General features: G+C 60.9%; 21 protein-coding genes. 13 read left to right on the top strand and 8 right to left on the bottom strand.

What is annotated here, in order from left to right:
• The first annotated feature begins 84 nt into the window (after positions 1–84).
• Genes crtY through A3736_RS01225 form a run of 6 tightly spaced genes read left to right on the top strand, consistent with a single transcriptional unit; the run spans position 85 to position 6,805 of the window.
• Positions 85–1,275: a lycopene beta-cyclase CrtY gene (gene crtY / locus A3736_RS01250; RefSeq protein ID WP_067678203.1), complete on the top strand. Its 1,191-nt coding sequence runs from the start codon at positions 85–87 to the stop codon at positions 1,273–1,275.
• Positions 1,272–2,807 (top strand): phytoene desaturase, encoded by a 1,536-nt coding sequence (locus A3736_RS01245; protein WP_067678201.1) that lies wholly within the window; start codon positions 1,272–1,274, stop codon positions 2,805–2,807. Before crtY ends, A3736_RS01245 begins: the two co-directional genes overlap by 4 nt.
• Positions 2,808–2,862: 55 nt before the next feature.
• A complete protein-coding gene (locus tag A3736_RS01240) occupies positions 2,863–3,285 on the top strand; it encodes an endonuclease domain-containing protein (protein WP_067678199.1) in 423 nt (140 codons plus the stop codon).
• Positions 3,282–3,869, top strand: a complete 588-nt coding sequence (locus A3736_RS01235; protein ID WP_067678197.1) for a TIGR00730 family Rossman fold protein — start codon at positions 3,282–3,284, stop codon at positions 3,867–3,869. The genes A3736_RS01240 and A3736_RS01235 overlap by 4 nt, the downstream gene beginning before the upstream one ends.
• Before the next feature lie 32 nt (positions 3,870–3,901).
• Positions 3,902–4,888, top strand: a complete 987-nt coding sequence (locus tag A3736_RS01230; protein WP_197465450.1) for a phytoene/squalene synthase family protein — start codon at positions 3,902–3,904, stop codon at positions 4,886–4,888.
• Positions 4,889–4,936: 48 nt separating this feature from the next.
• Complete coding sequence (locus A3736_RS01225; protein ID WP_067678191.1) at positions 4,937–6,805, top strand: acetyl/propionyl/methylcrotonyl-CoA carboxylase subunit alpha; 1,869 nt, start codon at positions 4,937–4,939, stop codon at positions 6,803–6,805.
• A gap of 5 nt (positions 6,806–6,810) precedes the next feature.
• Here the strand turns inward: A3736_RS01225 and A3736_RS01220 are convergent, their stop codons facing one another.
• Positions 6,811–8,076, bottom strand: a complete 1,266-nt coding sequence (locus A3736_RS01220; protein WP_067678188.1) for a multidrug effflux MFS transporter — start codon at positions 8,074–8,076, stop codon at positions 6,811–6,813.
• 65 nt (positions 8,077–8,141) lie between these two features.
• On the opposite strand from A3736_RS01220, the gene dinB reads away from it, so the two are divergent.
• The gene (gene dinB, locus A3736_RS01215; protein ID WP_067678185.1) at positions 8,142–9,278 is read left to right on the top strand and encodes a DNA polymerase IV; all 1,137 of its coding nucleotides are present in this window, start codon (positions 8,142–8,144) and stop codon (positions 9,276–9,278) included.
• Positions 9,279–9,282: 4 nt separating this feature from the next.
• On the opposite strand, the gene A3736_RS01210 is transcribed toward dinB, so the two are convergent.
• From A3736_RS01210 to A3736_RS01185, 6 genes are all read right to left on the bottom strand, one after another.
• Entirely contained in the window at positions 9,283–9,756 is a 474-nt protein-coding gene (locus A3736_RS01210; RefSeq protein WP_067678182.1) for an NUDIX domain-containing protein, read from the bottom strand.
• Positions 9,756–10,373, bottom strand: a complete 618-nt coding sequence (locus A3736_RS01205; RefSeq protein ID WP_067678179.1) for a 6-phosphogluconolactonase — start codon at positions 10,371–10,373, stop codon at positions 9,756–9,758. The genes A3736_RS01210 and A3736_RS01205 overlap by 1 nt, the downstream gene beginning before the upstream one ends.
• Positions 10,374–10,421: 48 nt before the next feature.
• Entirely contained in the window at positions 10,422–10,883 is a 462-nt protein-coding gene (locus A3736_RS01200) for a Dps family protein (RefSeq protein ID WP_067678258.1), read from the bottom strand.
• A 102-nt stretch (positions 10,884–10,985) separates the two neighbouring features.
• A complete protein-coding gene (locus tag A3736_RS01195) occupies positions 10,986–11,555 on the bottom strand; it encodes a hypothetical protein (RefSeq protein WP_067678176.1) in 570 nt (189 codons plus the stop codon).
• A 258-nt stretch (positions 11,556–11,813) separates the two neighbouring features.
• Positions 11,814–13,580 (bottom strand): bifunctional diguanylate cyclase/phosphodiesterase, encoded by a 1,767-nt coding sequence (locus tag A3736_RS01190; RefSeq protein ID WP_156501912.1) that lies wholly within the window; start codon positions 13,578–13,580, stop codon positions 11,814–11,816.
• 355 nt (positions 13,581–13,935) lie between these two features.
• On the bottom strand, positions 13,936–15,333 hold the full coding sequence (locus tag A3736_RS01185) for a sugar transferase (RefSeq protein ID WP_082851238.1): 1,398 nt from the start codon (positions 15,331–15,333) through the stop codon (positions 13,936–13,938).
• An 839-nt stretch (positions 15,334–16,172) separates the two neighbouring features.
• On the opposite strand from A3736_RS01185, the gene A3736_RS01175 reads away from it, so the two are divergent.
• The gene (locus A3736_RS01175; protein WP_156501911.1) at positions 16,173–16,502 is read left to right on the top strand and encodes a hypothetical protein; all 330 of its coding nucleotides are present in this window, start codon (positions 16,173–16,175) and stop codon (positions 16,500–16,502) included.
• 56 nt (positions 16,503–16,558) lie between these two features.
• Here the strand turns inward: A3736_RS01175 and A3736_RS01170 are convergent, their stop codons facing one another.
• Complete coding sequence (locus A3736_RS01170; RefSeq protein ID WP_082851237.1) at positions 16,559–17,947, bottom strand: M48 family metalloprotease; 1,389 nt, start codon at positions 17,945–17,947, stop codon at positions 16,559–16,561.
• 236 nt (positions 17,948–18,183) lie between these two features.
• Here A3736_RS01170 and A3736_RS01165 point away from each other — a divergent pair, with 236 nt between their 5' ends.
• The 5 genes from A3736_RS01165 to opgC all read left to right on the top strand — a co-directional run.
• Positions 18,184–20,694 carry an O-antigen ligase family protein gene (locus A3736_RS01165; protein ID WP_067678162.1) on the top strand — a complete coding sequence of 837 codons (2,511 nt, stop codon included), beginning with the start codon at positions 18,184–18,186 and terminating at the stop codon, positions 20,692–20,694.
• 89 nt (positions 20,695–20,783) lie between these two features.
• On the top strand, positions 20,784–21,488 hold the full coding sequence (locus A3736_RS01160) for a polysaccharide biosynthesis/export family protein (protein WP_067678158.1): 705 nt from the start codon (positions 20,784–20,786) through the stop codon (positions 21,486–21,488).
• On the top strand, positions 21,488–23,701 hold the full coding sequence (locus A3736_RS01155) for a polysaccharide biosynthesis tyrosine autokinase (RefSeq protein ID WP_082851236.1): 2,214 nt from the start codon (positions 21,488–21,490) through the stop codon (positions 23,699–23,701). Before A3736_RS01160 ends, A3736_RS01155 begins: the two co-directional genes overlap by 1 nt.
• A gap of 158 nt (positions 23,702–23,859) precedes the next feature.
• Complete coding sequence (locus tag A3736_RS01150) at positions 23,860–25,080, top strand: O-antigen ligase (protein WP_197465449.1); 1,221 nt, start codon at positions 23,860–23,862, stop codon at positions 25,078–25,080.
• The coding region (gene opgC / locus A3736_RS16520) for an OpgC domain-containing protein (protein WP_156501910.1) at positions 25,070–25,473 on the top strand (404 nt) is incomplete at its 3' end. The genes A3736_RS01150 and opgC, both read left to right, overlap by 11 nt.

Below are 25,473 nucleotides of genomic sequence, written 5' to 3'. Positions count from 1 at the left end.
CCGCGCGTCTCGTTCCTGTCGGCTGGATGAATATCTTGCCTGCGCGATTGCTGCCCCGGCGCGTTGCGCCTACCGGATAGGGCGATGAGCGCATCTGCGATCGACCTCGCCATCGTGGGCGGCGGGCTGGCCGGTGGCCTCACCGCGCTGGCCGTCCATCGAAAATATCCCGAACTGGATGTCGCCCTGATCGAAGCGGGCGACAGCTATGGCGGCAATCACCGCTGGAGCTGGTTCGAAAGCGATTGCGGCCCAAAAGGCGATGCGCTGCTCGGATCGTTCGAGGCCAAGCGGTGGACCGGCGGAAACGAGGTCAGGTTCCCGCGCCATAAGCGCCGTCTCTCGGCCGATTACCGTTCGCTCGACAGCCGGGATTTCGACGCAGGGCTTCGCCGGTGCCTCCCCCAAAGCGCGCTTCATCTGAATGCGCGCGTGACGGCGCTGGCGCCGGACAAGGTCACGCTGGCAGACGGGCGCTCGATCGCGGCGCGCCGAATTCTCGATTGCCGCGATGCAGCCCCCTCTCCCCATCTCACCGGCGGATGGCAGGTCTTTCTCGGCCAGCATCGCCGGATGGACGCACCGCATGGCGTGACCCGGCCGGTCATCATGGACGCGACCGTCGATCAGATCGGCGGCTATCGCTTCCTGTATCTCCTGCCTTTGAGCGAGACCGACCTCTTCCTCGAAGACACCTATTACCAGGACCGCGCCGAATTGGACGCGCCGGCCTTGCGCGAGCGGATCGAGAGCTATTGCGCCGAACGCGGCTGGCAGGGCGATCTCGTGCACGAGGAGACGGGCCTTCTTCCCGTCATCACCGGTGGCGATTTCGACGCGCATCGCGAGGCTCTGGAACAGCCGGGGATCGCTCTGGCAGGCGCGCGCGGCGGTTTCGTTCACCCGCTCACCAGCTACACCGTGCCGATCGCGGTGCGCACCGCACTCGCCGTGGCCGATGCGGTCGGCGGGATGGATGGGCCGGACCTCGCCGGTTTCGTCGCCGCGCGCGCGCGCGATCACTGGCGTTCGACCGGCTATTACCGCCTGCTCGGCAAGATGCTGTTCGATGCCGCCGATCCTTCGGAACGCTATCGCATCTTCGAGCGCTTCTACACTCTGCCGGAACCGCTGATCGAGCGGTTCTACGCCGCCAAATCCTCCCCGCTCGACAAGCTTCGCATCCTGTCGGGCAAACCGCCGGTTCCCATCCGTAGCGCAGTGGCCGCCCTGCTTGGCAAAGGCGCCCCGCTCGTCCAAGGTGACAAATCATGAACGCCCCCATTATCGAGACCGCTCGCCCCTCCTCGTCCGTCACTCCCACCGGCAAGACCGCCTGCGTCGTCGGCGCGGGATTCGGCGGGCTTGCGCTGGCGATCCGCCTGCAATCGGCGGGTATCGCCACCACGGTGATCGAGGGCCGCGACAAGCCGGGCGGCCGGGCTTACGTGTGGGAGCGAGACGGCTTCACCTTCGATGGCGGACCGACCGTCATCACCGATCCCGCCTGCCTTCAGGAATTATGGGCGCTGTCCGGCCACGACATGGCCGAGGATATCGAGCTCGTGCCCGTAATGCCCTTCTATCGCCTGCAATGGCCCGATGGGACGCTGTTCGATTATTCGAACGACGAGGACAATCTGTTCGACGAGATTGCCAAGATCAATCCCGCGGATGTCGCGGGTTATCAGCGCTTCCTCGAATACAGCGCAGGCGTTTACGAGGAAGGCTACGTCAAGCTGGGGCACGTTCCTTTCCTCGATTTCAAATCCATGCTGAAGGCCGCGCCCGCTCTCGCGAAAAAGCAGGCCTGGCGCAGCGTCTATTCCATGGTGTCGCATTTCATCGAGGACGAGAAGCTGCGCGAAGCATTCAGCTTCCACACGCTGCTGGTCGGCGGCAATCCGATGAAGACCAGCGCGATCTACGCCCTGATCCACAAGCTGGAAAAGGATGGCGGCGTATGGTGGGCCAAGGGCGGCACCAATCGGTTGATCGCCGCGATGGTAACGCATTTCGAAAGACTGGGCGGCACCGTCCGGCTCGACGATCCGGTGGAGCGCGTCCACACGCTCGGCACCCGCGCGACCGAGGTGGAGACGAAATCGGGCTTCAAGCAGCGGTTCGACGCGGTCGCCAGCAATGCCGACATCATGCACAGCTACAAGGACCTTCTCGGCCAGTCCAAGCGGGGCAAGGATTACGCCAAGAGCCTGTCGCGCAAGAGCTTTTCGCCAAGCCTGTTCGTGGTGCATTTTGGCCTGGAGGGCACCTGGCCCGGCATTCCGCACCACATGATCCTGTTCGGCCCGCGCTATAAGGGGCTGCTTGACGATATCTATGGCGGCGGCGTGTTGCCTGCCGATTTCTCGATCTATCTCCACCACCCCAGCGTGACCGATCCGGCCATGGCGCCCGAAGGGATGAGCACGTTCTACGCGCTGGTTCCGGTCGCCCATATGGGCAAGCTGGCGGTCGATTGGGAAGAAATGGGCAAGCAGCTCGAAAAGCGCGTGCTCGACGAGATCGGCAAGCGGCTGATCCCCGACATCCATGATCGGATCGTGACCAAGTTCCACTACACCCCGCGCGATTTCGCGACCGATCTGAACGCCCATATGGGCAGCGCCTTCAGCCTCGAACCCGTCCTGACGCAGAGCGCCTGGTTCCGCGGACACAATCGCGATGATGTGATCGACAATTTCTACCTCGTCGGCGCGGGCACGCATCCGGGCGCGGGCATCCCCGGCGTGGTCGGCAGTGCGAAAGCGACCGCAGGCCTGATGGTGGAGGACTTGGTCGGGTGATCCTCCCCGGAACGGGGAGGGGGACCAGCCGCAGGCTGGTGGAGGGGCACCGGGCATGATTACAGGCCCCCGCCCGACCATAAAACGCGCCCGGAGACTCAGGAGCGAGATGAGCCTGCCCGAGGTGATGCTGTGGAGCGAGCTGCGAAAACGTCCCGGCGGATTTAAATTTCGTCGCCAGCACTCCGCTGGAGACTACGTGCTCGACTTTTATTGCGCGAAGGTGAAGCTGGCGATCGAGATCGACGGTCGTGCGCACGACAGCGCTCCCGCAGCGCTTCGCGATGCCAACCGTTCGGCATTCCTCAAAGCGCGCGGCGTCGCAACGACGCGCGTTCCGGCAAGGGCGGTACTTGAAGATGTCGAGCCGGTCGTTATGCGACTGGTCGAAATCTGCAATTCTCGATCGGAGATATCGATGCTGCCCCTCCACCATGCTGCGCATGGTCCCCCTCCCCGTACCGGGGAGGATTTGTGACTCTTCAACGCCTCGCCATTTATTGCGGCTCCGCCACGCCATCCGATCCGCGCTATATCGAGCTCGCCCGCGATGTCGGCGCCACGCTGGCGCAGCGTGGGATTGGGGTCGTCTATGGCGGCGGCAGGCTGGGTCTGATGGGCGCGGTCGCCAAGGGCGCGCTCGATCATGGGGGCGAGGTGATCGGTGTTATCCCCGAAGCGCTCGCCAATTCGGAAGTCGCCAATCACGATTGCAGCGAACTCCACACGGTCGGCGGCATGCACGAACGCAAGCAGAAATTCACCGACCTCAGCGACGGGTTCGTCACCATTCCCGGCGGCGTCGGCACGATGGACGAATTGTGGGAAGCGGTCAGCTGGGCGCAATTGGGCTATCACACCAAGCCGGTGGGCCTACTGAACGCCTTCGGGTTCTACGACCATCTGATCGCCTTCAACCGCCATATGGCCGATGTCGGCTTCGTGCGGTCCGCGCATCAGGGGATCATCCTTGCTGCCGACACGTTAGGCAATTTGCTCGACCAAATGGAAAGCTACGAGCCCCATACGCCGATCTTCAACATGAAGGCCTCCGACCTCTGAGCACCGAGCGTCCCCTCGTATCCTCGCGTTTCATGCGGGACACGCCCGTCCAGGCGGGCGGCGGTCGCGATCGCGCGTCCATGGTGGCGCAGGCCAGGCAGGCGATCGAGGAAGGCTCGCAGAGCTTCGCCGCCGCGTCCAAGCTGTTCGACCAGAGGACGCGCGAGCGGGCATGGCTGCTCTATGCCTGGTGCCGCCGGTGCGACGATATCGCGGACAATCAGGACAAGGGCGGCCCGCTGGGCGATCAGGGCGATCTGAAAAGTGCGGAAGACCGCGTGCAGGCGATCCGAGTCCTCACCCGCCGCGCTTTCGCCGAACAGCCGACTGCCGATCCGGCCTTTGACGGCTTCGGCATGGTGGCGGACGAATGCGGACTGACCCCGGACATGGCGAACGACGTCATTTCCGGCTTCGCCCTCGACGCGACCGGATGGGCGCCGGCGAACGAGCGGGACATGCTGCGCTATTGCTATCACGTCGCGGGCGCCGTCGGGGTAATGATGGCCAAGGTGATGGACGTGCCGGAAGACGATGGCGACACGCTCGACCGGGCATGCGATCTCGGCCTTGCCTTTCAGATGGCGAATATCGCGCGCGACATCGTCGAAGATGCCGATGCCGGGCGCTGCTATCTCCCCGCCGAATGGCTGGCGGAAAAGGGGTGGGAACAGGGCGAACACGCGCTGCCGGAAAACCGCTTCGAACTCGCCAGCCTGATGCCGCGCCTGATCGCTCTGATGGAAAAGCACGAGGCGGCGGCCCGGCTGGGCGCGGCGCGGCTGCGCTTCCGCCAGCGCTGGGCGGTGCTGGCCGCGGCGAACATTTACGGCGCGATCGGGCGCAAGGTCCTCGATCGCGGGCAACTGGCCTGGGACCGCCGCGTCGTGGTGCCCGGTTACGAGAAAGCGTGGCACGTCCTCACCGCCTTCGGCCAGGCGATCGCCAACCGCTCCGAAGGGCCGGACGAGCCGATTATCTGGACCCGCCACGATTATCGTCCCGTCGCGGGCTGGTAGCTCGCCAGAAGAGTTGGCTTTTGTCCGCATGCGGGCTAGCCGAACGGCATGATCCAAAAGCTTCTGATCGCCAATCGCGGCGAGATCGCCTGCCGTATCATCCGCACCGCGCGGGACATGGGTATCGCCACCGTTGCGGTCTATTCCGATGCCGATGCAAGGGCGTTGCATGTCCGTAGCGCGGACGAAGCCGTGCATATCGGCCCCTCCCCTGCGGCGGAAAGCTATCTCGTCGGCGAAAAGATCATCGCGGCGGCGAAGGATACCGGGGCGCAAGCGATCCATCCGGGTTACGGCTTTCTGAGCGAGAATGCGGGCTTCGCTCAGGCCGTGATCGATGCAGGGCTGATCTGGGTCGGCCCGAAACCGTCGAGCATCGAGGCGATGGGCCTGAAGGACGCGGCCAAGAAGCTGATGCGCGAAGCGGGCGTGCCGGTAACGCCGGGCTATGACGGCGAAGACCAGAGCCCCGAGCGATTGAAGAAAGAGGCCGACGCGATCGGCTATCCCGTGCTGATCAAGGCGGTCGCGGGCGGCGGCGGCAAGGGGATGCGCAAAGTCGACGAGGCGGCGCAGTTCGAGGAGATGCTGCAAAGCTGCAAGCGAGAGGCCAAGGCCAGCTTCTCGAACGACGAGGTGCTGCTCGAAAAGTGGATCACCTCGCCGCGCCATATCGAAGTGCAGATTTTCGGCGATTCCCACGGCAATGTCGTCCACCTGTTCGAACGCGACTGCTCGCTCCAGCGCCGCCACCAGAAGGTGATCGAGGAAGCCCCCGCCCCGGGCATGGATCCGGAAACCCGCGAAGAACTGTGCGCCGCCGCCGTGCGCGCCGCCCAGGCGGTGGATTACGAAGGCGCCGGGACGGTGGAATTCATCGCCGATGCCAGCGAAGGCCTGCGCGCTGACCGCATTTTCTTCATGGAAATGAATACAAGGCTTCAGGTCGAACATCCGGTGACCGAAGAAATCACCGGCGTCGATCTGGTCGAATGGCAGCTGCGCGTCGCGAGCGGCGAAGAAATCCCCCGGACGCAGGACGAGCTGACGATCGAAGGCCACGCCATCGAAGCCCGCCTCTATGCCGAAGATCCTTCGAGCGGCTTCCTTCCCAGCACCGGCCCGCTCGACTGGCTCGATCTGGGCGTGGAAGGCCGGATCGAAACGGGCGTGGAGGAAGGTGACGAGATTTCGCCGCATTACGACCCGATGATCGCCAAGCTGGTCGCCTGGGGCGAGGATCGGGACGACGCGATCGACGCGCTGGTCGAAATGGCCGAAACGGCGGAAGTCTGGCCGGTGCGCACCAATGCCGCCTTCATCGCCAACGCCCTGTCCGATAACGATTTCGTCGCTGAACGCCTCGACACCGGCTTCATCGCCGACAAGGGCGACGCGCTGATCCCCTCGGGCGAGCCCGACGAGGCCGTTTTGCGCGGCGCGGCACGCATCGTTATGGTTTCGAACGACGATCAGCCCGAAGCCCTTGCCGGGTTCCGCCTGAACCGCGCACCGCGCCATGCCGTGGCGCTGTCGCATCGCGGCAAGACTCATCTGGTGGAGCTGGACGACACGCCTTTCGAGCCTTCCTTGACCGGCTTTTCCGACGGCACGCGCATCGTCGTGTTCGACAACGGTCAGGCGTTCGGCTTCGAGACCGAAATTCGCGGGTCCGGCGCGGCCTCCGCCGCCGATGGCGCTATACTGGCCCCGATGCCGGGCAAGGTGATCGCTGTCGATGTGAAGGAAGGCGACAACGTCAAGGCCGGTCAGCGCCTTATGGTCCTCGAAGCGATGAAGATGGAACACGCCCTCACCGCGCCGTTCGACGGAACGGTGAGCGAACTTTCCGCCAGCGAAGGCGGGCAGGTGCAGGTGGAAGCGGTGCTGGCCGTGGTGGAGCCGCTATCCGAATAGAGGGGTCAGTCGGCCTCTGGGCGCGGCGCGCCGAACAATTCGCCTTTTTCGCTGAACAGCACGAAGATCAGGCTGAGCACGGCAGTGATCAAAAGCGCCGTCGCCAGCGGGCGTGCAGTGCCATCGTACATAAATCCGATCAGCGCACCCAGCCCGGCCCCGGTCGTCAACCGCAGGAAGCTCTGCGCCGAGCTGGCTGCCCCGGCGATGTGCTTGAACGGCTCCATCGCGATCGAACCGAAATTCGCGCCGATAAATCCGAGCAGGGCCATATTGGCTGCCATCAGCGGCACGAAGGTCCACAGGCTCTCGTCCGGCTGATTCGCGAACCACAATTGCGCGCCTGCGACGGCGATGAAGACGAACAGCGCCGCATGGCTGACCCGCCGGGCGCCGAAGCGTTCGACGATGCGGCTGTTGGACCAATTCGCAATCGACATCGCGCCCGCGCACATCGCGAAAATCAGCGGGAAGAGATCGCCCGCATTGAAAGCCTCGCCGATCAGTTGCTGCGAGGAATTGATGAAACCGAACAGGCCGCCGAAGACCAGCGCGCTGCCCAGCGTATAGCCGATCGTGGCGCGCAGGGTGAGCGAGTGGCGCATATTGCGCACGATCACGGGCAGGCGGATCGGCACGCGGTCGTCCTCGTGCAGCGTTTCCGGCAGCTTGGTATAGACCCATACGGCCATCACCGTGCCCGCCGCCGCCATGGCTGCGAAAATCCAGCGCCAGCTGCCCGCGATCTCCAGAATACCCTGCCCGATCGTCGGCGCGATGGCGGGGACGATCAGGAAGATCACGAAGATCAGGCTCATCATCCGGGCCATCTTGTCCCCGCCGACGCGATCGCGGATGATAGCGGGAGGAAGCGCGATGATGGAGGCTGCGCCGAAACCCTGGATTGCGCGCAAAATGACGAGGGTGGTGAAATCGGTCGCCAGCGAACAGGCTATCGACAGCGCGATATAGATGCCGAGGCCCACGAACAGAACCGGGCGACGCCCATATCGGTCGGCAAAGCTGCCCGGCACCAGTGCGCCGATACCCGCACAGATCAAATAGGCACCGACGACGAATTGCCGGCTATTGCCTTCCGCCCCCAGAGTGCTCGCCAGATTGTCCAGCGCGGGGAGGATGGAATCGATACCGAACGCATTCAGCGCCATCAGCAGCGCCATCATCCATATCAGCGAGCGTTCGCTGATATGGGGACGCCGAGCCGCTTCGGCCCTCGGGCGCTCGCCCGTCGCTAGCTGTTCCGTTCGCATCTGCACAAAGCGTCAGGTGGCGGCAAAGGTTCCGATTTGCAACTCGGCTCGCTATCTATTCCTGCATGGGTGATTGCGGTTCCGACAACGATGATGACGAGGGCGCGCCCGGCAGCGGCCTGCGCAAGATCATCCATGTCGACATGGATGCTTTCTTCGCCAGCGTCGAACAGCGCGACCATCCGGAACTGCGCGGTCGCCCGGTGGCGGTCGGCGGATCGAGCGGGCGCGGCGTGGTCGCCGCCGCCAGTTACGAAGCGCGCAAGTTCGGCGTAAAGAGCGCCATGCCCAGCGTCACGGCGAAACGCCTGTGCCCCGATCTGGTGTTCTGCAAGAGCCGGTTCGACGTCTATCGCGAAGTATCGCAGCAGATCCGGGCCATTTTCCATCACCACACCGATCTGGTCGAACCGCTGAGCCTCGACGAAGCCTATCTCGACGTGACCGAAGATCGGCTGGGGATCGGTACCGCCACGCGCATCGCGCAGATGATCCGGCAGGAAATCCGCGCCAAGACCCAGCTGACCGCGAGCGCGGGGGTCAGCTACAACAAATTCCTCGCAAAACTGGCCAGCGATCAGAACAAGCCCGACGGGATCTGCGTCATCAAACCGGGAATGGGCGCGGATTTCGTACAAAGCCTGCCGATCCGCCGTTTTCATGGTGTCGGTCCTCGGGCGGAAGAAAAGATGCAGCGGCTCGGTATCGCCACCGGCGCGGACCTCGCGGCCAAGGACCAGGCCTGGCTGACGGCGAATTTCGGCAGTTTCGGAGAATATCTCTACCGCGCCGCGCGGGGGATCGACCTGCGCCCCGTCCGCTCAAGCCGGACGCGCAAATCGGTGGGGGGCGAGCGCACCTTCCACGAGGACCAGCACGCGCCCGAGGATTTGCGCGCCACGCTGGAGCGGATCGTCGATATCGTATGGGAGCGGATCGAGCGATCGCAGGCGCGCGGGCGGACCGTGACGCTCAAGCTCAAATACAACGACTTCACGCTCAACACACGGGCGAAATCGGTGCCGCATCTGGTCGGCGACAAGGCGGAATTCGCCGCGATCGGGCGCGAATTGCTGGAAAGCGAATTGCCGCTCCCGCGCCCGATCCGCCTGATGGGCCTCACCCTGTCGTCACTGGAAGGAGTGGAAAAGGGCTCGCGGCGCGAAAAGGCGGCGCGGTCGGCGCAGCTTTCGCTGCTCTAAAGCGTCAGGCGCCGCGGACCATGTTCTTGGGATCCTGAAAAAAGCGCAGCCGCGCGGAGGTGTGCGGGCTCAGCGGTTCAGGCAGCGAATGGGTGGGGAAAAAGCGCGCTTCCACCACTTCGCGCCGGTCTGGCTTGGGCACATCATGCGTGACGCACGTGACGACATGTGCCGTGTGGGGCGATCCGGAGATTTCCTCTTCGAACTGCCCGACCAGGAAGATCCCGTCGCATTCGCAGCCGGTTTCTTCCTTCAATTCGCGCGCCGCAGCCTGTTCGACCGTCTCGCCCTTGCGAATGCCGCCACCGGGAAAATACCACGCGCGCGGACCATAGCTGTGACGGACCAAGAGGACGCGACCGTCGAGATCGCGCGCGATCATCGACACGCCTTCCAGCGGCGTCTTGCGCCAGCGCCGCCACCGGTCCCGCAGCTTGTGCGCAATCCGCAGAAACCGCCGCTGCAGCGCGCCGGACATTAGGTGAAGACCGTGACGGGCTGATGTGCCGCACCGAAAAGGCGGGCGATCGGCAGGTCGTTCTCGCCAGCCAGAGCGGCGTCGAGAACCGGGCGCTTGTCCTCGCCGCGCGCGACCAGCACGATCTCGTCGCTGGCGAGCAGAGCGGGCAGGGTCAGGCTGATCCGGTCGAAGGGCGCTTCGGGCGGCAGCGGATCGGGTGTCAGCCGCACGATCGAGCGATCTTCGTCGATCTGGGGATCGGTATTGGGAAACAGCGAGGCGGTGTGACCGTCCGCGCCCATGCCGATCCAGGCGAGCGCGAAATGCGGGACCTGCTCCATGATGGTCAGCGTCGCGACCTCGGCTCCTACCCGCTCGAACAGGGCACGCAGCTTGCCCGTATTGCTGGCCGCGTGATCTTCGGGAACGACGCGGTCGTCGTTCGGCCAGACCACCAGACGCTCCCATGGTAAGTCGCGCGCAATCAGGGTCTCGATAATCGGAAACGGCGTCGAACCGCCGGGTACGGTGATCGCCACCGGCCCGTCGCGCTCGAACGCCGTTTCAAGTCTGTCCGCAAGCCAGTCGGCTATGGCGTCGTCGGTTTTTCCGTTACGGATCGTACGGTCGCTCATAGGACGGCGATACTCGCGATCTCCCCATGCGCCAACCCGTCTCCGGCCTTATTTCGACGTCTGATTGAGGAACCAGATCCGCTCTTCGCACTGGTCGGCCCAGTCGTCCACGATGCCGCTGGTCGCATTGTCACCGGCTTCCTCGGCCGCCTCCTTCACCTCTTTCAGGCGCTTGTGGAGCAGCTTGTTGCCATCGCGCAGTTCGATCACCATCGCGTCGGGCGTGATCGTGACATCGTCCTGATCCTCGATCCGCGTCTGCTTCGCGACCGATCCGATCGAGGTCAGCGTGTATTCGTCGTTCTTGCGCACACGCTCGCCGATGTCGTCCACCGTGCCGAGCAATTGGGCGGCCTGCTCGTCGAACAGAAGATGGAGATCGCGGAAACGCGGACCGGCGATATGCCAGTGGAAATTCTTGGTCTTGAGATACAGCGCCAGCGTATCGGCCAGCGCGCCGTTGAGAGCGGTTACGAGAGCGGTCTTCGAGTTGTTGCCAATATCGGCCATCATACATCCTTCATTCAGTCGGTAAGATTGTCGTTTATCCCAACGGGAATGCCGCCAGTATGTTTCAGGCGGTTTGCACATCGCAGTGATCGGCTGGATCGATCACCCGACAATTCCGCGCGCAGTCAGTCCGATCACGATCGCGGCGACTACTATGATCGTCCCTAAAGCCAGGCGCACGGGGCGCAGCGGCAAGCGTTCGAGCGCCGCGCCTAAAGACCAGCCCAGCGCGATCGCGGCCGCCCCGCCCACCGCTCCGCCGACGCCGGTCAAGAGCGGCGCTCCGCTGCTTGCCGCCAAAGCGAAGATGACGAAGCGCGGACCGTCCGAAACCTGGCGAGCGAGCAGAACCAGCGCGATAGCGCCGAGCGAACGGGTCGGTTCGAGCAGGCGTTTCTCGCGATTGGGCCAGAGCAGTTCAAGCCCTGCCAGGCCGAGCGCGAAGGCGACCAGCATCGTTTCCGCCGCATCCGAGATCATCGCGTCCACGACCCCTCCGGCCCACGCCGCCAGCGCCCCGGTCAGGACGGCGCAAGCGATCCCGATCACGAGCAGGGGAAGGCCGCCCCGCTGCGCGCCCGCGGCTCGTATCCGCGCGACGAGCAATTGGTCCCGCCCGCCCAGCGCGGCAATCACGGTCAGAACCAGAGCGATAAAGAAGCTGCCGCTCATGAACTATTTCCATCGCTCCAGCTTGCACGGCTTTCGAAATTGGCTATCGTTGAACTGTAGGAGAACCACGTCGTTACTCCGATCACCAAGGCGATGATCGGCAAGGCAATCAGCAGACCTCTTGTCGATAAAGACACGACCGATACCTTCGCAACTACGTTTCAAGCCAGGCGCAGCATCGTTCCGACACCGTTTTGACGCCGACGATACGGATAGTTTCGCCAAGGCGACAGGCCGATGCCAAGCCGGATAAGACGCTTAAGCGACGGCTGCGCACGCGACCCTATCGAAATAGAATTTTTCGAAATCCTTAGCGCTCATCGGTTTGCCGAATAGAAAACCCTGCACGATCTGGCAGCCCATCGCCTGAAGTTGCTCTGCCTGTTCGAGAGTCTCGACCCCTTCCGCAATCAAACCCACGTCAAGGGTGTCGCTGATGGCTACCATCCCGGCGACGACGGCACGATTATGCGGATCGTCCGCGATATTCTCGACGAACCGGCGGTCGATCTTGAGCTGCGTGATCGGAGCGCGCGTCAAGGTTGCCAGCGAGGCGAAGCCGGTCCCGAAATCGTCGAGGGCGACCCCTACCCCGCAGGCTACGAGATCGTATAAAGGGCCGATGCTCGCCCGGTCGAAATTCAGCGTGATCTTCTCGGTAATTTCGAGCTCGATATCCTGTGGCTCCAGACCATGATGGGCAAGTGTGCGCATCACGTTACCTTTCAGCGAGGGAGCATGGAACTGCGCCGCGAATAGATTGACGCTGATGCGCGGTAATTTCAGTTCGGTCTTGCGCCAGGCAGCCAATTGACGACAGCTTTCGTCCAATACCCATTGCCCGACTTCGAACGCCACCAAGTGGGTTTCCAGCACGGGCATGAATACCGCAGGTTCGATCAGGCCCAATTCCGGATGTCGCCACCGCAAAAGAACTTCCGCTCCCGTCAATTGCCGGGTCGAAAGATCGAATTGCGGTTGAAGAAACAACTCCCATTCGTCGCGCTTGCTTGCCAGGATGAGCGCATCGTTGATCTGACGCCTGGCTGCGATGTCAGCACGCATGGCCTGATCGAAGAGCTTGACCTTGCGGCCTCCGCTTCGTTTTGCCTGAAACATCGCGCGGTCTGCCAGCGCAATCAATTCTTCGGCGTTATCGCTGTCCGTCGGGCCGAACGCGACGCCTATGCTGGCGAATATCTGAAGGCGATGCCCGTCCACGCTGAAGGTCTTGCTGATCCGACGCATCAGGCCATCCACCGTATTTTGGATGTCGGGCAGCGGCGCATCGGTCGGCACCGCAATGGCGAACTCGTCTCCGCCCAGACGCCCGATGATCCAAGAGGGGGCCGCGATCGCCTTAAGCCTCAGCGCGAACGATTGCAGCAATGTATCACCGACCGGATGGCCGAGAGAATCATTGATACTTTTGAAATTGTCCAAATCGATCATGAACACGGCGACGCAAGCGCTATCTTCAAGGCTGCGGGCCAGCTCGTGTTCGAAAGCTTTCTGGCCCAACAGCCGCGTGAGCTGATCGTGCGTGGCCCGGTGTTCCAGTTTCGCCTCGGCAGCGCGCCGTTCGGTGATGTCGGTCATGAAGGCGCCGAAATGCATCTCTCCGCCCGAGTCCCAGCATGCAAGCGAAAGTATTATGGGAAATTCCGTTCCGTCGGCTCTGATAGCCATGACTTCGACGGTTTGCCCGATGAGAGAGGAGGAGCCACCACCAGCCACGCGCCGAAGCCCGGCACGATGCGCATCCCGAAACCGCTTCGGAATGATGATCTCCATCGATTTGCCGATTGCTGCGGACGATTGGATCCCGAACATTCGTTCCGCGGCGTAATTCCAGCTCGTTATCTTGCCTTCCGCATCGGACGTAACGATGCCAATGCCGCTGGCCTCTGTGAGTTTCTCATGATCAGCTTGTGAAATCGACCCGCCCTCATTCTTTTTATGGCGGTGTGCTTTACTGTCTCTTCCTTGATAGACCCTGCCGATATACATGAGAAAATTTTCCACTCCGCTCCGAGTCTAAGACGGAGCACACTCTCACATGTTCCTTAAGTTTCTGAAAACAGGCTATAATGCGTATTTAACGAAAGTTGGCGCGTTCCCGCGTATCCGGTGGTGGATGGCAAGCGCTTGGCGGGGCGAGCGGGGATCGACGATGCCTCTAAAAGCGCGTGCTCTTTGCTCGTTTATGCATCGGCTGAAGCGCTCTGCCGGACGCGTCTCTTCCGTCGCTCGAAACGGCGTGATGCGCCTTCCGAGTTCGCGATCTTAAGAAGCGATTACCAAGGATGGAGCGAGAGCGAGAAAATGGACGCACTTGTTCGTCCGAGACTTCTGTATCGATCAGCCTATTTTCGGTTCTCTAGAAGGCGTTACGGTGAACCATGACAGTCGCGGTCCGCAGCATTATGATGAGGTCACGGCTAAGCGACCACCCATCGAGATATTCCAAATCTGCCGATAGCCGATCGGTCAGGTCTTCGTGCTTCGGTGTAGCGCCGCGATAGCCACGAACCTGAGCAAGTCCCGTAATACCCGGTTTCACCGAATGGCGGAGCCAGTATCGCATATCGATTTCCCAGAAAAGCGACGTACCCGCCCGTGATCCGAGCGCGTGCGGACGCGGGCCTACCAGAGACATATCGCCTTGCAGAACATTGAGAAGCTGGGGAAGCTCATCGATACTGGTGGCGCGTATGAAGCGGCCCACGCGGGTAATGCGATCATCATCGCGAGAGGCGGATCGCGTCCCGTCACGATCCGTGGACTCCACATACATGCTACGGAACTTGAAGACATCGAAGAGGCGATTGTGGCGCCCCATCCTTTGCTGTCTGAACAAAATCGGACCGGGACTATCCAACTTGATTGCCAAGGCGACCAGAAAAAACACCGGGCTCAGCAGAACAATGAGCGGGGCGGTGATGGAAAGGTCCAAGACGCGTTTCCCAACGCGCGCAGGCAAGTTCATCGGCCCGATCGAGACCTGCAGGGTCGGCCATGGTTCGAATGGACGTACGCGCCAGCCGACGATATCGAAAAGCTCTGGCATGACGAGCTTACCGTCACAGGCTGCCGATCGGAGATAGAGCGCCCACGCCGAGCGGCGCTCGGTAGGACAGGAAATAACCACCCGATCGTAGGGCGCGACCAGGCCTGAAAAATTGTGCAGACTGACCGGATTTTCCGGATCCGGACGAAAGCCGAAGCGGTCTGCACGAGCGAGGTCCCATCCTTCCGGGACCTGTACGGGCAATCCATCTTCGATAACCAAGCGGCGCTCTAGTCTGATCTTCAGCAGATCATTGGCGATATAGAGAAGCGCAGCTCGACCCGACCAGAGAAAAAACGGAGTTGCGATAGCGATCGTCAAGAAAAGGCTGCGAGACAGAGATGACGAAGTCTTGATCGAGAAGAAAACCAGCAAAACGAGAGCTATCGAGGCGAGCCACGCTTGGGTGATGCGTCCAAGCGACTTGGGAATCGAAACCAAAGAAGAGGACAGATATCCTCCCGCATAAAAAAAGCTAAGCAGAAAGATGCCACCCAATGCGAGCAGCATTGTTGTATCTTCGGACCGGAACATGCCGCCATTCAGAAATAGGTTTGCCGTCAGGAAAGCTGTGCCGAGCATGGCAACATCGACGCCAAGTGCCGCAGTCCAAGCTAAGGCACGCCATGCTCCATTGTTTCGCTGGGGCCCGCAATGCGCGACTACAGCAGGATCAGCGCCACCCCCCATCACTTCCCTGATTTCCATCGGCCACCCTTCTAGTCTTCGAAGTGTCTTCGAATTTACAAATTCTTGAAGGCGACCATCGGATGTTATGTATTTCGACCGCTCGTGACCCGCTTCATAGCGTCCCCGAGCCAACGGGCCGAATCCATTTGTTCTGATTTTAGATGGCTGTCTTAAATCGGGAAGACTTTTGATGCAAATGTTACCTGTCGCCTCCTCTCCAGAAGACGATGGCAAAAAATCGCGTCAGCAACACGCATCCCGCGTGCGAAAGCTCTGGCATAGCCTGAGTTATGCGCAAAATATCAGATCATTTTAATATCTTAGGCGAAAATCAGGAATAGGCCCACTACCACCCCGACAAGGGCTACATACCCCGCAAATCTGGAAACCAGATATTCGGCCCTTTGCCATCTGGGAGCTTCCCAGAGCGGACGCGGCGGCGCCCTCCCCTCGCGGTGGTGAGTTTTTCCATTGATGTACGACACGATTATTCCTCTCTCCGTGCCCCACATATTCAATCTCGACCTGAGAAAGTCAAAGGCGAAAGCGTGAACATCCGGTGCAAAACCCATTACGCTTTCGAGTAAGAAAAGTTTCAGGCTGCGCGATTCGCTGGGATCATCCTACGGGCTAGATCGCAGTTGCGTTTGCCGCTGATTACCCTCCCGTCCGCTTTTGATGCTATTCCGCTTCGGCTTCAGTGGGCCGCGATTACAGGCGATAGCGAGATCATTCTGAAATATAAGACAAAAGGACGGCCCCGCTCTTCGAGATCTAGTTTGTCGGATTCTTATACCTTGACCCCAAAGGCAGTTAACGATAGTTTGCCTAGTCAATTTACAGAAGGAACGAAGACGTTGCCTTACTCCGCTACGAAAATCGGGATCGGCGTGAGCATGGTGCTTGCCACCGTAGGGATTTCGTCCTCCGTCTCGTCTCAGGATGTCGATCCCGCAGTTACCGAATTGACACCGGCGGCGTCTGCGCCTCAGGAAGCACCTGACGGCACCCCTTCAAGCGTCGATGGCGAGTCTGCTGCCGAGGGCGACTTGCCCGATCCGGCCGGACCGGAAGTGGAACGCAGGCGCAGCTTCTTCGGGCCTGCTTTGGCTCTGCTTGGCTTGGCGGGCGCCGGCGGCACTGCGGCGGCGTTGGCAGCTGGCGGTAGCGACGCAAGTCCGCAGTAATCGCAACACTGATACGCGGGCGAAATTCGTCCTGTGAGAGTCAGGCCGATTCAAGCCTAGACTTGCGGCGCGGAATTGCCGTCATGTAATGCAACCTGATTCACATACACTGCACTTGGATTCCAGGTAGTTACGGCGGTCAGCAGGCCGTTTATTACCTCAGGGTTCAACAATGCGCTTTGCAAATCCGTGTCCTTCAGGCTCGATATGGCGAATTCGGGCGGCACAGGATTGGACAATGTTTTAGAACGCTGGCTCGCCGCCAGAATGCCGACCGTCGTGCCGAGCTTGAAGTCCGCGATCCGGATCTCCCCGCCGACCCTGTCGACATACGGTTTGCTCCAAATCACGCCTTCATCGGGTTGAGATAAGACGCTCGGCAAGCCGGAGGCTGACGCGCCGGGTCCCGAGGAACCAATCTCAGCGCTGGCTAAAGCCATCTCATACGGTTGCGCGGACTGCCGACGCTCCTCAACATATTTTGCGGCTGCGAGTGTCACGTTTTTGATGCGCCGCCCTATCCCGGGATGGCCGATCGGTATGTCGTACCAACGGATCCGGCCCGCCTTCTTTAAAAAGATTGTTGCTCCGTCGATATCGTAGCCCGCACGCAAAAGCATGGAAACGGCATGTTCGTCCGCAGCGATTTCGAGGTTCTTTGAATTGCTCGCCGAACTGGTAACGCCCGCCCCGCCCTTACGCGACGCAGTGAAAATCGTTCTCGTCGGTTCCGACGGACCGGTATGGTCGAGAATATTGTGCGACATCTCGTGAGCCACCACGAAGGCGAGCTGATCGTCCGTCGTCGCCAATTCCATCATGCGAGTTGTCACAGCCACGAAGCGCCCGTCCGTCCACGCATTCAAGGCCCGATCCGGCATTACGGTCACTTGTCCGCCGCAGCCGGGTTCGCCGACGAGATGCAGGGAAATCGTTTCTCCCGCCCGCTTCACATCCACATCTACCAAACCATCGGCGAGGGCTTCGGAAAGGAAGAAATTGAAATGTTCAACGCGATCGTAGGAAGCGGATCGACCGATTTGCTCCAACGCGAAAGCATTCATCGGAAAACCATCGACTGTGATGATTTCGTCTCCGCGTTGAAATCCCGACAGGGAGGCGGCGCTTTCAGGCACTAGATCGCGAACACCGAACCCCATCTCCAATTTGTAATGGGCGGTGATTTTGGCGCGATCGCGTTCAGCGTAGCTTGCAATGTCATGTATGAGCAGCCCGGACATCATTTGCGGATTTGTGCACAAATCGGCGTTTGCGCGCGCCAACCGGTACCCAACAGTCGCAAGGCGTAGATCGTTGCTGGGACGCGTATCGCTTGTTTCAGCGGCTTCGCTCGACCGTGCTTGGGCGGCATCGACGCCAGCAAGGAGACAAATTGCCGCCGCGCTTGCGCCGAGGAGCGACCAAATCGGACTGGAGCGAAGCATGTGGAAATGTCCTGTTTTGCAACAGGAGCCAGACTAGAAAACAACCCGATAAGGTCTGTTGAAGTGTTATGGTAAACTGGCGTAAACCTTGCCGAGCCAGGTTTCGAAAAACACAGAAGCTTGGCGACTTCATCCGATGAATTGATACCAAGAGTTTCCGTACAAAACTGGCAGTTAAGCTCGGTTTCCTTGGGGAGGATGAATTGCGGCTGTCGGTAGGGGGAATTGAAGCGGCTATGCCTTCGGACCAGCGATTTTCACGGATCAACGCGGGGTATTTCGCCATCTGCCTCCTATTGGGCGGCGCCGGGGCTTATTACCCTTTGATCCAGTCGGTTCTGGAGCTTGGCGCGCTCGCACTTCTGTTCATCACGCTTCCTCGCCTGCGCGGGATTACGACCGTGCCGATCGCAAAATGCTTGCTTTTGCTGATGACGGCCTGGTTCGCGCTGATACTTTTGCAACTCGTCCCGCTTCCCCCGGCAATCGGTTTGGATCTGCCCGGTCGGTCCTGGGCAATTGCGGTGCAGCGCGAAATATCGCTCGCGGATTCCTGGCGTCCGCTCAGTCTCGCGCCGGATCGAACGGCCCGCACTCTTCTCGCCTCGCTGATACCGGCCGCAATACTGTGCGGAACCCTGACCCTGAGTAAAGATGGGCGACTGCTGCTGTGGCGCGTGGTGATAGCTGCCGCACTGGCGGGAGCCATTGTCAGCGTCGTGGAATTTGCGACTGGCTTCTCCTTCAGCCTGTGGGCCAACTCGACGCGGAATGCTGCCTCGGGACTATTTACGAACCGCACCCACCATGCGGACATGATGCTCGTCGGCATCATCGCCTGCGGTGTGGAGGGGGCCGTGCGATCAGGGGCGCGCTGGGAAAAAAAATGGATGCTGCTCGCCCTGACAGCTCTTTTCGCCTTCGCCGTGCTCATAACGAAGTCCCGGTCCGGTCTCGTTCTCCTGCCCCTGGCAGTCTTCGCCGCATTGTTTCTGGCAAGGCCAGCTGAGAAGCGAGGCCCATGGCGTTACCTTTCCCTGGGTGCTGCGATCGGCCTGATCGCGATGCTTCTCACCCCCACTGCCGACCGCGTTCTCGCGCGGTTCGCTTCGTTAGGAGATAATCCGCGTTACGGGTTCTGGGCCATGACCGCCGAAGCGATCGGCGATACGTTCCCTATTGGCACGGGGCTCGGCACTTTTCGCAGCCTCATCCCCGTCTGGGAGCCTTTAAGGCTCGTCAATCCATACTATCCGAACCACGCGCATAACGATTATCTCGAACTGGTGATGGAAGGGGGCGCGCTCGCAGCCCTCCTGCTCGCGGGATTGATTGCGATCGTCGTTCGCGCTCTGCAACACCATCGACGGGCGGGGAATACGCCGGGGCGTAACCCCATATTTCTACTGGGTGGATTTGCAGTCGTGCTCATCCTCGCGTTGCATTCGTTTAACGATTATCCGCTGCGCATGACGGCACTGGCAGCGGCGGGGGCGTTTGCGCTGAGCCTGCTCGCCCTGCCCCATAAGGCTCGGACACGGTCCTTCAAAAGTTCCGCAGCGGCCATTACCAGCGCAATCGTGGTCCTATGCCTATCGGCTTTGTCCGTGTCCTTCGCTCTCTCAATGCGCGCCGAAATTCGCGATCCGCAAAAGGCTGTCGCGCTACAGCCCTTCTCGTCGACCGGTTGGATATCGCTCGCCTATGCCCGCCTGACAGAAGATCGCTGTAACGAAGCAAAGGCAGCCGCTGTACAGGCGCTGCGAATTGCGCCGGCCAGCAGCACCGCGCTGGCCGTGCTGGGAAGCTGTGCGTGGCGATCCGGCGACGAGGCGTCGGCTGAAAGATGGATGGCTCTCGCAGAACCTCTCGGCTGGCGTGACATCATCGTTCAAAGCTGGTTGGCCGATCAATCCCTGCAAGGCGAAGACCGGGCGAAAGCGACGCCTCATCTCGATGCGCTGCTTCGCATGGACCCTGAGAACCCGATTGCGGGCACGACGATGATGTCGCTCCTTGCCGATCGCAACGGCCCGGACGCCGTCGCCGAAGCGCTGGGCGTCGCCCCTTCCTGGCGTCACGATTTCTTCGAAAATTATCGTCGAACGGGCGTAATCTCCGCTGCGGGGACGGTGACGCTCGTCGAGGGTCTGTCGCAGTCGCCGACGCCCGTAACCGAAGCCGAGCGGAGCACGATCAGATCGGGATTGCAGGCGCGTGGTGAAACCGCTGCCGTCCGCCGTCTTTCGAGCGGCCTTATAGACAATGGGACCTTTTCGAGCGGGTCCGGCCCCTTGCCGAACCGAGCTCGCTCATCGCGTGACTGGCGATCGGGCACGGCATTCGGAGTAAACGCCGTCATCGGTGAGATCGAAAACCCGTGGGATGGAAATGCTCTAATTGTGTCCGACCGTGGCATCGGGACCGGGACCATTGCCGAACAAACCATGACGCTGGCTCCCGGGCTCTACCGCCTGCGACTGGCGATCAGGCCGCAGGCCTCGGTCTCCGCCCTCCCCGAGTGGCAAATCGCCTGCCAGACCTCGCCGGACCGTAGAGCACCTTCGTCGCCCTTGAACGCTCGGTACGACACCGCTCGAGACTCATGGCAGTCTCTGACAGCTGATTTCGTAGTGCCGGAACGCGGATGCACGACGCAGACATTGCAGTTCGTGGTCGCTGACCAAGCCCGCGATCCTGCGATCCTATATCTCGACTCAATCGAAATCATCAGCCTGCCGGATTAAGGCAAGCCGTTCAGGGCACCATTGCAGGGAACGTTGCAATGCACAATCGAAAGAGTTAATACTGGTGTCCGGACCAAGCGGGGGTCGGGATGATCAGGTATAGTTTGATCGCTGTTGCTATTTTTAGCGCGGCAATTGGCGGCTGCGCCAACAACAACGTCGGCGTTGATGTTCCGCGCGGTGATGCCGCCTATGCGCTCGTCCCTGCGGCAAGCGCTTCGCGTCAGCTCAAGGAATACCGGATAGGACCGCTCGACAAGATCGACGTTACCGTGTTCCAGGAGCCCGATCTGACGATGAAGGGGCTCACGGTCGATGCATCCGGCCTGATATCGATTCCGTTTGTCGACAATGCGCAGGCAGCCGGCCTCACGGCTCGCGAACTAGCGCGCTCGCTGGAAGATGAGCTGCGTTCCCGCTATCTGCATCCGCAGGTTACGGTGACCATAACCGAATCCGTATCGCAGCGTGTCACGGTCCAGGGCGAAGTGGACGAGCCTGGAATTTATCCGATAGCCGGTGCCACCACCCTGCTTGGAGCGATCGCTCTGGCCAGCGGAGAAACCGACGTTGCTGCGACGCGAGACGTCGTCGTCCTCCGCACGATCGATGGCGAGCCCAAGGCTGCGGTGTTCGACATTCAGCGTATCCGCCAGGCGCAGGACCCCGATCCCCTGATCGAAGGAAATGATGTCGTGATCGTCGGCTATTCCCGCAGCCGCGGGCTTAAGGAAAACATCCTGCTCGCCGTGCCGGTCCTGAACCTTTTCGCCCTGTCGGCGGCCCGTTTCTGATGGGCTCCACCGTGCAGACGGCGCCTTCGGCCATCCATCTCGATCAGCCCGACGATATCTTCCTCATCGAAGACGATGCCGAGCGAGAGCCGCGCCAGTGGATCGATCTACGCTCGATCTGGGCCGCGATCTTTCGCAATCGCTTCGTCATTCTCGCCATTTTCGCGATAGCCCTGCTGATCGGCGTGATCGGCGTGCTGCTGACGACCCCGATCTATCAGGCGCGCGCCAGCATTCAGATCGACCAGCAGGCGGCGCGCGTTCTCGGCACGGAAGAGCAGGAGCCGATGCCGATCGGGACGGAGGTCGACCGTTTCCTGCAAACGCAGATCGACATTCTGAAAAGCCAGTCGCTGGCGCAGCGTGTGTCGCAAAGCCTCGGCCTGGCGACGAGCGACGCCTTTCTGGAGGCAATGGGCGCCGATATCGACGAGCGCCTGTACAGCACGTCGCGCGAAGAGCAGGTGATCGAGGTCCTGCAAGAGAATATGGGCGTCAATCTGCCGCCCAATACGCGAGTGATCGAGATCACGTTTTCCAGCCGCGATCCCGAACTCGCCGCCAGGGTCGCCAACAGCTATGTCGAGAACTTCATCTCCGGCAATATCGAGCGGCGCTTTTCGACCACATCGTATGCGCGCAATTTCCTCGAGAACCAGCTTGAGCAGGCCCGCCAGAGGCTCCAAAACTCGGAACAGCAGCTCAACGAATATGCGCGCGGTGCGCGGTTGATCGATACGTCCGGAACCTCTTCGGAAGGAGGATCCACCCGCTCGCCAACCGTGGCCAATCTGATGCAATTGAATCAGGCCTACGCCTCCGCGCAGGCGGCCCGCACCATGGCCGAACAGCGCTGGCGCCAGGCCCAGGCCACCAATCTGATGGATCTGCCCCAGGTCCTGTCCAACGGGACCGTCATGGCTCTGGCGGAACAGAAGGCCGAACTGACCGGCACGCTCGCTTCGCTGAGTGAGCGCCTGACCGCCGACCATCCGCAAGTGGTCCAGGTGAATGCGCAACTGGCCGAAATCGACCGGCAGATGAGAGCCATCGCCAGCAGTGTGCGCGCCTCGATCCGCAACGAATACGAAACCGCCGCGCGCCAGGAAGACGCCCTGCAATCGCAGGTTCAGGGCCTCGAGGCCGATACCTATTCCGAACAGGATCGCGGCGTCCGCTACAATATCCTGCGGCGCGAAGTGGACACCAACCGGGCGCTCTACGACAGCCTGCTCAATCGCTTCCGCGAAGTATCGGCCGCCGCCGGGGTCGTTCCCAACAACGTGACCCCTGTCGACGAGGCGCAGGTGCCGCGCCGCCCGATCCACCCCAATATCAAGCTGTTCGCGCTGGCCGCGCTGCTGGCGGCGATCGCCCTGTCGGTGATTGCGGTGTTCGCGCGCGAATGGTTCGACGATACGATCCGCTCTCCCGACCAGTTCGAGGACAAGCTGCGCCTGCCATTGCTCGGCGCGGTGCCCTTGGTGCGCGACGGCGATCCACGGACCGCTCTTCGCGAACCGCATTCACCCTTGAGCGAGGCGTATCACGCGATCCGCGCGTCGATCGAACTGTCTTCCACCAGCGGGATCCCGCATACGCTGCTGATCACCAGCAGCCGCAAGGGAGAGGGCAAGTCGACCACCGCGCTCGCGCTCGCCCAGGATATGGCGGCGACGGGCGGCAAGGTGGTACTGGTGGACGCGGATCTGCGTGCACCGACGCTCCACCGTTTCGTTTCCACTGCGGGCGAGGAGAGGCCTGCCGGCTTGTCAGACCTGCTGGTCGGTCGGCGCACGCTGGACGATGTCCTGCATGACGGCCTGGAAGGCGGCGAAGCGGAGGACGGGACAGGGCGGCTCAAGCTCCTGTTCTCGGGTCCGATCCCGCCCGATTCCGCCACTCTCCTGTCGGGCGAGGCGCTCGGCACCGTAATCGATCAACTGCGGGAGCGGTTCGAGATCGTCATCCTGGATGCGCCCCCGGTCATGGCGCTGGCCGACGCGATCCACCTGTCCGCGCACTCCGATGGCGTGCTGTTCGTCACCGAAGCGGGCGGCGCGCATTTCGGCCAGGCCAAGGGCGCCCTGCGCCGCCTCCAGCGCGCCTCAGCCCGACTGATCGGCGGCGTGCTGACGAAATACGACGCGCGCAAAGCGGGGTATGGGGAAGACTATTACGGGTATGATTACCGCTCGTCGGAGGGAACGTGATGGGAAGCGTCGAGGTCACGCGGCCACTTGCCTCCCCATCGGCGAGACTGTTCCGAAGACCCAAAGCATCTTCTTATTTGCTCAGGGCGAACGCACCGAAAGTTCGGGTGCGTCCGGCTTCAATCGTTTTGTATCTGACTGTAATAGTCGGCGCGGTCGTGGCCACAGCGATCATCCGTGATCGGCCTTATTCCGACAAATCTATCGATATGCAGGTAATCATCCGTCTCTTAGGCGTGGTTTGGACAGCGGTCGTTGCGATCTATTGGAGTGTCATCCGTCCACCTAGCGCGTGGACGGCCCGCCTTACCCCGTGGGCAATCTTTTTCGTCCTTTTGACGGCAAGTGCGCTCTGGTCTCCTAATGCCGCGACCGCCCTGGTCGCCACGATATCTATGCTCATGATCCTCGTCCTGTGCGTCTATTCCGTTGAGATCAACGGCGAATTCGTATCAGTGCGAGCCATCATTTGGGCCTCTCTGTTTCTATGCGGCGTCTCATTGATCCTCATGCCGATTGCACCGGATTTCGTATCGATGCGCGGCTGGTCTGACGATGGCTTTGGCGCGATCAATAGACTGCGAGGGATCACACCCTCAGCTAATGCAATCGGGGGTGTTGCCGCCATCGGTGCTCTATTGAGCTATGCCTATTATCCGCAGTTTCGCCGTGTCGGACTCGCTCTTCCGTATGCGATGATCGGAGTCGCAACGCTCACGCTCATACTTGCCGATAATCGTATGAGCATTCTCGCCGCAGTCGTGAGCGGGGGTGTCATCTTTCTGAGCCGCGGCGCGACGCTGCTCCGATGGGCCCTTGCGACTATTGCAGCAATCAGCGCGTTGCTCTCTTTAACCCTTGCCTCGGATGCGATTCTTTACAGTGTGTCGCGATCGGGCGATACTGCGGAGTTGACCAACCTCACTGGCAGAACTGATATCTGGTTGGTCGCTTTAGAGAAAATCGATGCCGCCCCTATTCTCGGACATGGATATATGTCGGCGGTAACTATCCTTTCACAAGACCCAAGGTTGTTTTCAGCTGCTGCCCATACGCACAATCTTTTCTTGGAAATACTATTTTCATCTGGCCTTCTCGGCTTGATCGCTTTTTTTATCGCTTTGGCATCGACCATAAGGTCATTTTTGATCACGTCCAATATGGCTGTGCTAGCAATACTACTTTTTGTGCTGATCAGGGGCATCACCGAAGCCTCGCCGCTGAATGGCGCCCCGAATTTCGTGATCTACAGTTTGCTCATGATGATCGCGATCGCAGCTGCCCGCATTAAACGAAGGATCCGTTCGGGACGGACATCCGGCACGCCGAATAGCCAGCGCCCGCTTACCAGACACCGGCAGAACCAATATGGGAACTGACGCTCTTTCACAAAATCGATCAAACTTGGCGTCCCCTGCCAAACCATCTGGCAATAGAATCGAGGCGCTAGATGCCATTCGCGCTTTCGCCATTCTCACGATTACGATCAATCATATCTCCAGCCTTACTGTTTATCTTGGTCGGAAAGGGGCGAATTTTCCAACATATACTCATTTTGGCTTTTCGTCGGCCGCCGAAACCTTTGTTATGGTCTCAGGGCTACTCTTCGGACTTGCGTATTTTTCTAAAATTAACAGATATTTCTATCATAGATCAATTGGTCGCATGTTCAAAATAATGGCTGCCAATTGTGTTCTTATACTGCTGATTTTTTCGGTTGTATCGATGTCCCCGACTGAGGTTGGGCAGGTGACTGGCGTCAGCCTGAATGG

Origin of the sequence: Erythrobacter sp. HI0063 (assembly GCF_001635685.1) — a bacterium.
GTDB lineage: Bacteria > Pseudomonadota > Alphaproteobacteria > Sphingomonadales > Sphingomonadaceae > Qipengyuania.
This window is presented reverse-complemented; position numbering and strand designations above follow the sequence as displayed.